The sequence below is a fragment of the Streptomyces sp. LUP30 genome, assembly GCF_001746365.1.
Classification (GTDB): domain Bacteria; phylum Actinomycetota; class Actinomycetes; order Streptomycetales; family Streptomycetaceae; genus Streptomyces.
On record NZ_MJAJ01000060.1, the window covers coordinates 22,587 to 34,368 of the forward strand.

12 protein-coding genes are annotated in these 11,782 nt (G+C 70.4%); 3 read left to right on the forward strand and 9 right to left on the reverse strand.

Annotated elements, in window-relative coordinates; translation table 11 throughout:
* Positions 1–35 precede the first annotated feature (35 nt).
* On the reverse strand, positions 36–698 hold the full coding sequence (locus BG482_RS34490; RefSeq protein ID WP_069773149.1) for an HAD family acid phosphatase: 663 nt from the start codon (positions 696–698) through the stop codon (positions 36–38).
* 515 nt (positions 699–1,213) lie between these two features.
* Between BG482_RS34490 and BG482_RS34495 the strand changes: the two genes are divergently transcribed.
* Positions 1,214–1,795, forward strand: a complete 582-nt coding sequence (locus BG482_RS34495) for a M23 family metallopeptidase (protein WP_069773150.1) — start codon at positions 1,214–1,216, stop codon at positions 1,793–1,795.
* A 63-nt stretch (positions 1,796–1,858) separates the two neighbouring features.
* On the opposite strand, the gene BG482_RS34500 is transcribed toward BG482_RS34495, so the two are convergent.
* Complete coding sequence (locus BG482_RS34500; protein WP_069773151.1) at positions 1,859–2,446, reverse strand: TetR/AcrR family transcriptional regulator; 588 nt, start codon at positions 2,444–2,446, stop codon at positions 1,859–1,861.
* Between the two features lie 166 nt (positions 2,447–2,612).
* Between BG482_RS34500 and BG482_RS34505 the strand changes: the two genes are divergently transcribed.
* Positions 2,613–4,196 (forward strand): MDR family MFS transporter, encoded by a 1,584-nt coding sequence (locus tag BG482_RS34505; RefSeq protein ID WP_069773152.1) that lies wholly within the window; start codon positions 2,613–2,615, stop codon positions 4,194–4,196.
* A gap of 49 nt (positions 4,197–4,245) precedes the next feature.
* On the opposite strand, the gene BG482_RS44290 is transcribed toward BG482_RS34505, so the two are convergent.
* The 6 genes from BG482_RS44290 to BG482_RS34530 form a co-directional block, all read right to left on the reverse strand.
* On the reverse strand, positions 4,246–4,383 hold the full coding sequence (locus BG482_RS44290) for a hypothetical protein (protein ID WP_176741544.1): 138 nt from the start codon (positions 4,381–4,383) through the stop codon (positions 4,246–4,248).
* Positions 4,380–5,723, reverse strand: a complete 1,344-nt coding sequence (gene cseC, locus BG482_RS34510; protein WP_069773153.1) for a two-component system sensor histidine kinase CseC — start codon at positions 5,721–5,723, stop codon at positions 4,380–4,382. The genes BG482_RS44290 and cseC overlap by 4 nt, the downstream gene beginning before the upstream one ends.
* Before the next feature lie 19 nt (positions 5,724–5,742).
* The gene (gene cseB, locus BG482_RS34515; RefSeq protein WP_069773154.1) at positions 5,743–6,444 is read right to left on the reverse strand and encodes a two-component system response regulator CseB; all 702 of its coding nucleotides are present in this window, start codon (positions 6,442–6,444) and stop codon (positions 5,743–5,745) included.
* Between the two features lie 342 nt (positions 6,445–6,786).
* Positions 6,787–7,446: a hypothetical protein gene (locus BG482_RS34520; RefSeq protein ID WP_069773155.1), complete on the reverse strand. Its 660-nt coding sequence runs from the start codon at positions 7,444–7,446 to the stop codon at positions 6,787–6,789.
* On the reverse strand, positions 7,431–7,973 hold the full coding sequence (locus BG482_RS34525) for a SigE family RNA polymerase sigma factor (RefSeq protein ID WP_069773156.1): 543 nt from the start codon (positions 7,971–7,973) through the stop codon (positions 7,431–7,433). Before BG482_RS34525 ends, BG482_RS34520 begins: the two co-directional genes overlap by 16 nt.
* A 325-nt stretch (positions 7,974–8,298) precedes the next feature.
* On the reverse strand, positions 8,299–9,246 hold the full coding sequence (locus BG482_RS34530) for an A/G-specific adenine glycosylase (protein ID WP_069773157.1): 948 nt from the start codon (positions 9,244–9,246) through the stop codon (positions 8,299–8,301).
* Positions 9,247–9,504: 258 nt separating this feature from the next.
* Between BG482_RS34530 and BG482_RS34535 the strand changes: the two genes are divergently transcribed.
* Complete coding sequence (locus tag BG482_RS34535) at positions 9,505–10,362, forward strand: hypothetical protein (protein ID WP_176741545.1); 858 nt, start codon at positions 9,505–9,507, stop codon at positions 10,360–10,362.
* A gap of 251 nt (positions 10,363–10,613) precedes the next feature.
* Here BG482_RS34535 and disA read toward each other — a convergent pair whose 3' ends face one another.
* Positions 10,614–11,738 (reverse strand): DNA integrity scanning diadenylate cyclase DisA, encoded by a 1,125-nt coding sequence (gene disA / locus BG482_RS34540; protein WP_069773158.1) that lies wholly within the window; start codon positions 11,736–11,738, stop codon positions 10,614–10,616.
* Positions 11,739–11,782 lie beyond the last annotated feature (44 nt).

Genomic DNA, 11,782 nt, shown 5'->3' on the forward strand with positions numbered 1-11,782 from the left:
GTGCGGCTATGAGGCGTCCGCTGACGGCCGGAGGGTCAGGAGAGCTGACCGTCGTAGTCCGGCAGCTTGTAGGTCGTCTCGGCGTGGCCGCCGGAGAGGTCGGTGGCGCTGTTGCCCACGTTCGCGATGATCGTGTAGCCCTTGGACTCGATGGCGACGCGCTGAGCGGTCTTGTAGGCGGCGACGTCCTTGAAGAGGTCGAGGAAGCCGCGCACGTAGAGGCCGGAGACCTTGTAGCCGACGTTCTTGAGGTTGTAGTCGGTCACCCCGGAGATGATGCCCGGGCGGGCGGTGACGAAGAACAGGGAGACGCCGTGGTCCTGGGCGTACTTGGCGACGTCCAGGACGGGCTTGTTGGCCGGCTGCGGGTAGCTGAAGCCGAAGTCGGTCTCCAGGGTGGTGTTGTCGACGTCGAAGACGATGGCCTGCTTCTCGCCCGGCTTGACGGCGGCGATGCGCTGCTTCAGGGCCGGCAGCGCCTGGTTCATCACGGCCTGGCAGTCCTGCTGCCAGGTGGCGTAGTCGACGTCTTTCGCGGCCGTCGCGGTGGAGGTGGCGGTGGCCGCTGCGGAGGTGGACACGGACGGGGTGCCGGTGGCCGTCGCGGCCTCGGCGCCGGCCGGGACGGCCAGTGCCGTGACGGCCGCGGTCGCCACGGCGGTCAGGGCTGTGCGGCGCGTCCAGGTGCCTCTGGTCATGGGTGGGGGTCCTCTCGCGTCCTTGCGCTGCTGGTGTCGTGGGCATGCTCATCGTTGGGGGTGGCCTGAGGGGAACCAGCGGGTTACTGGACGGTAGAGGTGGATGAGAGGCTGGTCACAGACCCGTGCACGCGACGTGACGGGTGTCACAAGTGCCTTGCGTGGTACGGGAGTAGCCGCCGTCACATTCCGAAGTCCCTTGAGGCGGGCGGCCGGTGACATGCCGCACAGGCGGTTCGGGGCCTACTAGGCGGGATAGTCACTGCGCGAATGCTGACAAATAGGACACAGGGTCCGGAGTGCCGGTCCGGGAGGCCCTTTGGGGCGGGCCGATGTCGAAAGTGTCCGGTACAGGCGATCTGTCAAGGACTGGGAAGTTTTGCGGTGAAGTACTAGCTTTCGTCGTAGATCACACGTTTGGGGGTCTGTGGACCTCGGGGTTACCAAGGGATGGCCACCTCGGCGGACGTTCTCGCCAGGTGGTTTCCCCTGTCCCCGTTCCCATGAGGTCTTCGATGTTCCAGCGCGTCACGTTCCGTTCTTCCCGTACGTCCCTGCTCCGCACCCGCGTGGCCGTCGGGGCCGCCGCAGTGGGCGCCTCGGTCGTCCTGGGGACCGGAGTGGCGTCCGCCGCCGCCCCCGCAGCCGCGCACACCGCCAAGACGGCCGTCTCCGCCGCTTCCTGGATAGACCCGGTGAAGAAGTACACGCTGTCCGCCGGGTTCGCCCAGGCCGGCAAGATGTGGCACTCCACCCACAGCGGTCAGGACTTCGCCGTGCCGAGCGGCACCAAGGTCATGGCCGCGCACGGCGGCACCGTGGTCAAGGCCGGCGGCAACGGCGCCGGCGACGGCCCGGCCTACGGCAACGCCATAGTGATCAAGCACGCCAACGGCGTGTACTCGCAGTACGCCCACCTCTCGCGCATCGAGGTGAAGATCGGCCAGGTCGTGAAGACCGGCCAGAAGATCGCGCTGTCCGGCAACACCGGCAACTCCAGCGGTCCGCACCTGCACTTCGAGATCCGCACGACCCCCAACTACGGTTCGGCGATCAACCCGGTCACCTTCCTGCACGCCAAGGGCGTGAAGGTCTGACCCGTGCGTGATCGGGCGGCGTGACACCGGTGTGCGATCGGCCGCCGTGGCGCGGCCGTGCGATCACCCGCCGTGATGCGCCTGCGTCACCAGATCGACGGCGACTTCCAGGACGGCTGCCCGCTTCTCCTCGGGGTCGCCGTCGAGGTCGGTCAGGAAGAACATCCCGGCGTGCAGCGTGAAGATGGCGCTCACGCAGCGGACCTGGTCGATGAGGGGGGCCTCGGGATCCATGATGATGTCGCGCAGGCCCCGCATGCGGTCCTTGAACGAGTCGCCGATCTGGAGTTCGCGCACCGTCGCCTGGTTCTCCTGCATGAAGCGGAAGAGCGGGGCCGCCTCGGAGAGGGCCTTGCTGTAGCGCCGGACGAGCTCGTGTTTGGTCTCCAGCGTGTGCGGCTGCTCCTTGCCCCACTCGATCAGGTCTTCGATCGGCTTCGTCAGATCCGTGAAGATGCCGACGATGATCTCTTCCTTGGTCTTGAAGTGGTAGTACAGGGCGGCCTTGGTGACCTCCAGGCGTTCCGCGATCTCGCGGAGGGAGGTCTTCTCGTAGCCCTGTTCGGCGAAGAGTTCGAGGGCCACGTCCTGGATGCGCTGGCGGGTGTTGCCGCGACGCTGCTGCTTGGTGCCGTCCATGGTGCGGTCCATCCTCGTACTCCTAGGGTTCCCGCGAAAACTTACTTGCCGTCCGGCTAGTTCGACACCAGTAACTTACTTGACGACCGGCTAGTGACGGGTCTACCTTCCCAGTGTACTGAACTAGCCGGGCGGCAAGTAAGTAGCCGACCGGGGCGGGACCAGGGGAGTGGGAACGATGGCGGACACGAAGACACCAGAGACCGAGCCGGAGAAACAGCCCAGGAGCGTGCGGGTCGTCCTGCTCGCTCTCATGATCACGATGATGCTCGCGATGCTCGACAACATGATCGTGGGCACGGCGATGCCGACGATCGTCGGTGAGCTCGGCGGCCTCGAGCACCTCTCGTGGGTGGTGACCGGGTACACCCTGGCGACCGCCGCCTCGACCCCGATCTGGGGCAAGATCGGCGACATGTACGGGCGCAAGGGCGCCTTCATGACGTCGATCGTGATCTTCCTGATCGGCTCCGCGCTGAGCGGCATGGCCCAGAACATGGGTGAACTCATCGGGTTCCGCGCGATCCAGGGCCTCGGTGCGGGTGGTCTGATGGTCGGCGTCATGGCCATCATCGGCGACCTGATCCCGCCGCGGGAGCGCGGTAAGTACCAGGGCATGATGGCCGGCGTCATGGCGCTCGCGATGATCGGCGGACCGCTGGTCGGCGGCACCATCACCGACAACTGGGGCTGGCGCTGGTCCTTCTACATCAACCTGCCGCTCGGCGTGGTGGCCCTCACCGCGATCAGCGTCGTCCTGCACCTGCCGAAGAAGCGTTCGCAGACGCGCATCGACTACCTCGGCGCGGGCCTGCTGACGCTCGGCATCACCTCCATCGTCCTCGTCACCACCTGGGGCGGCTCGGAGTACGCCTGGACCTCCGCGCGGATCATGGAGCTCATCGCCATCGGCGTCGCCTCGCTCATCGGGTTCGTGTTCTGGCAGACCAGGGCCGCGGAGCCGATCGTGCCGCTGCACATCTTCCGCAGCCGCAACTTCACCCTGATGTCGCTCATCGGCTTCATCACCGGCTTCGTGATGTTCGGCGCCACCCTCTTCCTGCCGCTGTACCAGCAGTCGGTGCAGGGCGCGTCCGCGACCAACTCCGGTCTGCTGCTCCTGCCGATGCTCGGCGCGATGCTGGTCACCTCGATGGTGGCCGGGCGGGTGACCACGAGCAGCGGCAAGTACAAGGTCTTCCCGGTCGCCGGCAGCATCCTGATGGTCATCGGTCTGTACCTGCTGTCGACGATGGACACCGGGACCAGCCGCCTCACCTCCGGCGTCTTCATGGCCGTGGTCGGTCTCGGCATGGGCTGCCTGATGCAGATCACGATGCTGGTCGCGCAGAACAGCGTCGAGATGAAGGACATGGGCGTCGCGTCCTCGTCCACCACCCTCTTCCGCACCCTCGGCTCCTCCTTCGGCGTCGCGATCATGGGCGCGCTGTTCAACAACCGGGTCCAGGACGTGATGTCCGAGCGAGCCGGTGCGCTGGGCTCGAAGATCACCGAGCAGTCCGCGCAGCTGGACGCGGCCAGCCTGGCCAAGCTGCCGGCGGCCGCCCGGGAGGCCTACCAGCACGCGGTGTCCGCCGGCACCCACACGGCGTTCCTGCTGGGCGCTGTGGTGGCGATCGCCGCGCTGGCGGCGGCGGTGTTCGTGAAGGAGGTTCCGCTGAAGGGGGCGGGGCCGCAGAAGGCGGACGAGGCGACCGACGGCACCACCGTCGCGCCGCCGCCCATGGTCGAGGCAGTCTGACCTCGCACTGAACGAAGGCCTCCGGCGGTGTCCGCCCCGGGGGCCTTCCTCATGCCATGGCGAAGAAGCCCTTGGAGCTGGTGACGATTACGGCGACGGCGACGGCGACAGGCGACAGGTGAAGGGCGTCGGGGACGGCGCTGCGACGGAAGCGGCGCGACGGCCACAGCCGGGCGACGAGCGTCACGGCATCGTGGAATAGCTCCCGGTGTTGGTCGGCGCGTGCTCGGGCAGCCACAGGACGGCCACGGCGCCCTCGGACGGTATGTGCTCCGGCGCTCCCGCGGGCCGCACGTTGCGGAAGGTCAGCCGGGCGCCGAGGACGCGGGCCTGGCCCGCCGCGATGGTGAGCCCGAGCCCGTGTCCGTGCCCCGCGCGGTCGGCGCTGCCGGTACGGAAGCGGCTCGGCCCCTCGGCGAGCAGGTCTTCGGGAAACCCGGGGCCGTGGTCGCGGACCCGGATGACCCGGCCCTCGACGGTGACCTGAATGGGCGGCTTGCCGTGCCGGGCGGCGTTGGCCAGCAGGTTGAACAGCACCCGCTCCAGGCGGCGCGGGTCGGTCGTGACCATCGACTCGTGCACCACCCGCACCTCGACGTCAGGGTCCTTGGCGGCGACCCGGCGGGACACGAACTCGCCGAGCACGATGTCCTGCAGTTCGGCACGCTCCGAGGCGCCGTCGAGGCGGGCCACCTCCAGGACGTCCTCGACGAGGGTGCGCATGGCCTTGGCCCGGTCCAGCACCAGTTCGGTCGGCCGGCCGGGCGGCAGCAGCTCGGCCGCCGTCAGCAGTCCTGTCACCGGGGTGCGCAGTTCGTGCGCGATGTCCGCGGTGACCCGGCGCTCGGCCTCCAGCCGCGCCTGCAGGGTGTCCGCCATGGCGTCCACGGCGCTCGCCAGGTCGTCGGTCTCGTCCCGCACGACCCCGCCTATCGCGTCCCGGACGCGGACGTCCGTCTCGCCCCTGGCGACCTGGTTCGCGGCGGCCGCCGCCTTGCGCAGCCGGCGCGACATCTGGCCGCCGATGAGCACACCGAGCGCGCTGCCGCCGAGGACGACCGCGATGGAGCCGATCACCAGGGCCTGGTCGAGATCCTTGAGGATGTCCGTGCTGCGGTCGGTGAACCCGGTGTGCAGGGACAGCACATGCCCGTCCTTGACCGGCACGGCCGCCCAGATGTCCGGCACACCGCCCCTGCGGTCGGTGACGAACGTGGCCCGGCGGCCGTCCCGGACCTTCTCCCGCAGCGCGGGCGGCAGGCCGGAGTCGTCGATCTTTATGTTGGGGAAGTTGGGCCGCCCCGACTGCTCGTAGTTGCGCTGGGCGATCTGGACGCGCTCGTCGGCGAGATCGCGCGCGTTGTCCAGCATGGACACCCGCGCGGCGTTGTGCACGACCAGGCTGAGCGCGATCGCCACCAGTGCGCCGACCAGCGCGATCGCCGCGCTCAGCTTCCATCGCAGACCCGTGCGGAGGTTCATGCCCTCCGCGCGAGCCGGACGCCGGTACCGGATCATCCCCCGCATACTTCTGTCTCCGCCCCGCTCAGGCCTTCAACTTGTAGCCGAAGCCGCGGACCGTCTCGATGCGGTCCTGGCCGATCTTGGTGCGCAGCCGCTGCACATGGACGTCGACGACCCGGGTGTCTCCGCCCCAGCCGTAGTCCCACACCCGCTCCAGCAGCTTGTCCCGCGACAGGACGGTGCCCGGAGCGGAGGAGAACTCCAGCAGCAGGCGCATCTCGGTCGGGGTCAGCGCCACCGGCTGCCCGGCCCGGCGCACCTCCATGCCCTCCGTGTCGACCTCCAGGTCGCCGAAGGTCAGCACACCGCCGGCGGGGGCGGAGTCCGGCTCGGTGCGGTCGCCGCCGCCCGCGTGACCGAACCGGCGCAGCACGGCACGGATCCGGGCGACCAGGACGGCGCCGTCGAACGGCTTGGTCACGTAGTCGTCGGCGCCGGCCTCCAGACCCAGGACGACGTCGATGGAGTCGGCGCGCGCGGACAGCATGATCACCGGCACGGTGGACTCGTCCCGGATGCGCCGGCACAGGCTCACGCCGTCCAGGCCCGGCACCATGACGTCCAGCAGCGCGATGTCGGGGCGGTCGGCGCGGAACGCCTCCAGGCCGGACAGGCCGTCGGGCATCGCGGTGACCACGAAGCCGTCCCGCTCCAGGGCGAGCTGGGTGGCCTCGCGGATGACGTCGTCGTCCTCGACGAACAGAACGTGGGTCTGGTCTGCCATCCCGGTGCTCTCAGTTCTCGTTGCGTACTCGTGTGCGTGTCGGCGGGGGCGCCTGCCGGCCGCCGGACTGTCGGTCAGCATTCTGCTGGCGTCCAGCCGGCGGGTCGGTCGGCAGTCCGCCGGTCGTCAGCCTGTCGATCGTCGGTCTGCCGGGGGTCAGTCTGTCGGATTTCTGTCCGCGCGCTGTCAGGACCGCCCCTTGGGGGGACGCATGGAACGCCGCGAACGTTCACTGCCCACGGGTCCTCGACCGCTCGCACCCCTCCAGCAGATGATCGGAACGGAGGGCCCGATCGGTTCACGCCGACGCGATTTTTCTTCGCCCGGGTCCTCCTGGGCAGGTCAGCCGGTCGTCGGCGTCGGTGTGGGCTCCCCGCCGACGACGCTGCTGTAGTCGTTGTGCCAGCTGAACTCCTTGAGGAAGCGGCCCGCGACCCAGCGGTAGGTGACCACGTTCTCCCCGGAGGGGCTGGAGACAGGGTCGCCCTTCTCGTACACCTGCTTGGTCACCACCAGATCGCCGCGGTCTATCTCCGCGTAGACCGGGGGCTCCTCCGCCTTGAAGACGTTCGCGTAGCCGTCGCCGTCCTCCCGGTAGACGTAGGAGCCGACGCCGACGGCGTCACCGCAGGTGAGCACGTTGACGATGAGGTCGTCGCCGGAGCCGCCGGTGAGGTGCCCGTACGACACGTCGACGGGGTACTCGTCGCCCACGCAGGGCTTCAGCGCGCTCTTGACCTCCGCCGAGACCGCGGGGTCGTCCTTGACGAGGCGCACCGCGTCCGTCCGGTCCGGGGGGCCGGTGGCGGCGGCCGAGAGCGAGGCCGCGGAGCCCACCCCCGCGTCGGCGTGGGCCGGACCCTCGTCGCGGGCGCCGGTGCCGCCGGTGCCGCAGGCGGAGACGAAAAGGCCGAGGGCGGCGAGCACGGTCATCGCCGTGATCACCGCCTGGATGGTGCCTCGGGCCGGTGTGGGCCCGGCCTGGGTCAGGCCGCCGCGCAACGCTCCCGCTCCTCACGCTCCAGCGCGCGTGCGTCCAGATCGCGGGCTTCCAGCTCCTCGCGGAGCCGGGCGAGCGCCCGGTGCAGCGTGCTCTTGACCGTTCCGGCCGACATGCCGAGGGCGGCGGCCGTCTCCTCCGTGGACATCTGCTCCCAGTGTCGCAGCACGACGACACTCCGCTGCTTGGGTGCGAGCACCTTCATCGCGTCCATCAGCAGGGCGCGGTCGGCGTGCTGCTCGGTGGAGTCGTCCACACAGGCGTCCGGAAGCTGCTCGGTCGGCACTTCCTCGAGCTTGCGCGCCCGCCACCACTCGGTCCGCGTGTTGATCATGACCCTGCGCAGGTAGGCGTCCGCGAGCCGCTTGTCCGCGATGCCGTCCCAGCGGCCGTACGTCCGGGCCAGCGCGGTCTGCAGCAGGTCCTGGGCGTCGACCGGGTCCGGGACGAGCCGGCGGGCGCTGCGCAGCAGCGCGTCCTGCCGCGTGCGGACGTATTCCTCGAACTCGAGCACCTCGCCCTGCGCCATGGTCAACCGCCTCCGATTCCCCGTTCCGACGGTGGTCGCCGCCGGTTCACTGCTTGTGGTCTGCGTCCCGTCGTCGTGTCTCCGCCGGGTACGCAGATGAAGCTACGGAGGTGTTGTCACGGCGCTGTCCGAAGCAGCCTTCGGCTAGCGCTCAGCTGTCCGTCGGTTGTGTAACGGCCGTGGGTTCGGGGTAAGGGGATAGGTTGAATCGCAGAACTATGAGGAGATTCGTCCATCTGCCGGCCGTGACAAACGCCCGACTACGGCCGTGACGAACGCCGACGACGGCTGTGACGAAGCCCGTTGACTGTGAACTGACTGTGCGTCAGGTCAGGGGCAGGCGGTACAGGCCGCCCGGCAGCGGCTCCACCAGTCCGTCCGAGACGAGCCCGTCCAGCGCACGCGCACGTTGCACCGGCTCGTGCCACACGCGATCGAGGACGGCCTGCGGCACGGGCGCGTGCGCCTCACGCAGAACGGCGAGCAGCTTGCCCCTGACCTGTCGGTCGGTGCCGGCGTACGTCTGGCCGCGGCGCGGCGGGCCGTCGTGCTCCGGCTTGCCCGCGAGCCGCCAGGCGCACTGCGCGGCGATGGGGCACCGTGCGCACGTCTCGTTCCTGGCCGTGCAGACGAGCGCGCCGAGCTCCATGGACGCGGCGGCCCAGCGCGCGGCCGTCGAATCGTCGTCCGGGAGCAGAGCGCGGGCGAGCTTGCGTTCGGCGGCCGTGGTGGCGTTCGGCGGGTACTGCACACCCCGGACGGCGCGCGCGAAGACGCGCCGGACATTGGTGTCCAGGACGGCGTGTCGCTGGCCGTACGCGAAGGAGGCGACGGCCGCGGCCGTGTACTCGCCGATGCCGGGAAGCGCCAGGAGCTGCGCGTGGTCGGACGGCACATCGCCGCCGTGCCGTTCCGTTATCGCCACCGCGGCGCCGTGCAGCCGCAGGGCGCGACGGGGGTAGCCGAGCCGCCCCCACGCGCGCACGGCCTCGCCGGGGGCCTCCGCGGCGAGGTCGGCGGGGCGCGGCCAGCGGGCGAGCCACTGCTCGTAGACCGGAAGGACACGGCTGACCGGCGTCTGCTGGAGCATGAACTCGCTGACCATCACACCCCACGCCCCGGCCTCGGGGCGCCGCCACGGGAGGTCGCGGGCGTGGTCGTCGAACCAGTGGATCACCGGGGCGTGCAGATCCGCCCCGGTGGCGCCGGCGTCGGCGCCGGCGTGGTCGGAGGCGGGGCTGCTGCTGTGCGGGGGCTTCGTGGGGGCAGTCATGGCCCTACCGATCCTGCCATGCGCACCGGGGCACGCGCGCGTACCGCCACTCCGCCGGGCCGCGCCGACGGCGCTTCCCGGGCGAGCGACGCGGCCATGGCCAGAGCTGCGACGAGTGCGATCGCCGACGGGAGCCCCGCCCCTGGAGACGAAGTCGGGGGCGGGGAGAGCGGTTTCCGAAATGATGATCCGGAAAAGTTGTGTTCCGGGCGGCGGGTGCGGCCGGCGAACGCGTCGATCTCTCGTACAGTTTGGGCCGTGGGATCACTGCGCAATCCGGTCGGGCCGCTTCCCTCCTCCATCTACTGGCGACGGAGGGCCGTACTGCTGTCCGTGTTCGCCCTGTTGGCCTTGCTGGTCCTGTGGGTGATGACGTCGGGCGGAGGCGGCGGTAGGAACGGCGCCGACGGGGGTGGCGGCAAGAACCCCGCGTCCTCCATCACGCCGGGACCGTCCGGGTCGGGGCCCGCGATCAGCCAAAGGCCGGGCGGGCGAGACGAGTCGAGCGCAGGGGCCACCGGTGGGTCCGGCTCGGGCACGGGATCCGGTGCGGGCTCGGGCGGCGGCGCCGGAACCGGTGGCTCGGACGGTGGTCCGGCCGGTTCGGGCGACCTCGACGACGGCGTCAACGGCAGCGCGAGCGGCAGCGGCGGCGCCGGGGCCATCGGGGGCGACGGCGGCACGGCCACGACGCTGCCGGCCGGGACGACGCTGCCCAACTGCACCGCGAGCGCGGTCACGTTGACGCTGCGCAGCGATCGCAACGCGTACTCGCCTGACGAGCCCCCCACGTTCCGGCTGACGGCCAAGAACAGCTCGGCCGCCGACTGCAAAGTCGATCTCGGGCCCAAGGCCGCGGTGTTGACGATCACGAAGGCGGACGGCGACGACGACTACTGGTCGTCGGCGGACTGCCCCAAGGGGGCCGGAAGCCTGCTGTACCGGGTGCCGGCCGGAAGCAGCTTCACGTACATCCTGAAGTGGGACCGCAAGCCGAGCGCGCCGCAGTGCGCCACGCCTCCGGCGGGGACGGCCGGGGCGGGCACGTATCTGGTGGAGGCCCAGGCCCCGGGGTTCGCGAAGGCGCAGACGTCTTTCGTGCTGAAGAGCGACTGAGGCGCCTGAGCCACCGGTAGGCCGGAAGTCCGGCGGACCGCGTCGGCCGTGCCGGCCAGGCCGGCCGGTCGATTCGCCGGTCAGGCCGGACTCGCCGGGCCGGCCCGCCAGGCCCACCGGGCCGGCCGCCGGACCGGTCGGACATGCGGGCCGGGCCGGTCGGACGGATCGGCTGGCTCTGTCGGTCAGAGGTGCCCGGTCAGAGATGTGGGTCAGAGGTGTCGGTCAGAGGTGTCGGTCGGGGCTGCCGGTCAGACGTAGCGCTCCAGGATCGACGACTCCGCCAGCCGGGACAGGCCCTCGCGGACGCTCCTGGCGCGCGCCTCGCCCACGCCGTCCACCGTCTGCAGGTCGTCGACGCTCGCGGCGAGGAGCTTCTGCAGGCCGCCGAAGTGCTCGACCAGGCGGTCGATGATGGCGCCGGGGAGACGAGGCACCTTCGCCAGCAGGCGGAAGCCGCGGGGGGAGACCGCAGAGTCGAGCGCCTCGGGGGAGCCGGTGTAGCCCAAGGCTCGGGCCACGGTGGACATTTCGAGCAGCTCGGCGTGGGAGAGCGCGTTCAGCTCGTAGAGCGCCTCGTCGACCGTGCGGGAACGCTTGGCCGTGGGCTCGGGAACGTAGTCGCGGACCACCAGCTCGCGCTCCGGCTCCACACCTGCGATCAGCTCGTCGAGCTGAAGGGCGAGCAGACGCCCGTCCGTGCCCAGTTCGACCACGTATTCGGCGATTTCGGTGGCGATGCGACGGACCATCTCCAGGCGCTGTGCCACCGCGGAGACGTCCCGGACCGTCACCAGGTCCTCGATCTCCAGCGCTGACAACGTTCCCGCCACCTCGTCCAGGCGGAGCTTGTAGCGCTCCAGGGTGGCCAGCGCCTGGTTCGCGCGGGACAGGATCGCCGCGGAGTCCTCCAGCACGCGGCGCTGTCCGTCGACGTACAGGGCGATCAGGCGCATGGACTGGGAGACCGAGACGACCGGGTAGCCGACCTGCTTGCTGACCCGGTCCGCCGTGCGGTGCCGGGTGCCCGTCTCCTCCGTGGGGATCGTGGGGTCCGGCACGAGCTGGACGCCCGCCCGGAGGATCTTCGACAGGTCGGAGGAGACCACGATGCCGCCGTCGAGCTTGCACAGCTCACGCAGGCGGGTGGCCGCGAACTCGACGTCCAGGACGAACCCGCCCGTGCACATCGCCTCGACCGTCTTGTCCGAGCCCAGCACGATGAGTCCGCCGGTGTTGCCGCGGAGGATCCTCTCCAGGCCGTCGCGCAGGGCCGTGCCGGGGGCCACCGCGCTCAGCGCGGCACGCATCAGGCCGTCGGCGCCGGAACTCCCACCGGACTTTCCGGGAGCTGCCGCCCGGTCGTTGGCTGCCACTGCACTCCTCCGGTCACAGGTCTGGGATGCTCCCGTTTCGCGCA

Bases quoted from the DNA above. Each gene is read 5' to 3' on its own strand.
- BG482_RS34490 (WP_069773149.1), bottom strand. From the start codon at position 698: ATGACCAGAGGCACCTGGACGCGCCGCACAGCCCTGACCGCCGTGGCG.
- BG482_RS34495 (WP_069773150.1), top strand. From the start codon at position 1,214: ATGTTCCAGCGCGTCACGTTCCGTTCTTCCCGTACGTCCCTGCTCCGC.
- BG482_RS34500 (WP_069773151.1), bottom strand. From the start codon at position 2,446: ATGGACCGCACCATGGACGGCACCAAGCAGCAGCGTCGCGGCAACACC.
- BG482_RS34505 (WP_069773152.1), top strand. From the start codon at position 2,613: ATGGCGGACACGAAGACACCAGAGACCGAGCCGGAGAAACAGCCCAGG.
- cseC (WP_069773153.1), bottom strand. From the start codon at position 5,723: ATGCGGGGGATGATCCGGTACCGGCGTCCGGCTCGCGCGGAGGGCATG.
- cseB (WP_069773154.1), bottom strand. From the start codon at position 6,444: ATGGCAGACCAGACCCACGTTCTGTTCGTCGAGGACGACGACGTCATC.
- BG482_RS34525 (WP_069773156.1), bottom strand. From the start codon at position 7,973: ATGGCGCAGGGCGAGGTGCTCGAGTTCGAGGAATACGTCCGCACGCGG.
- BG482_RS34530 (WP_069773157.1), bottom strand. From the start codon at position 9,246: ATGACTGCCCCCACGAAGCCCCCGCACAGCAGCAGCCCCGCCTCCGAC.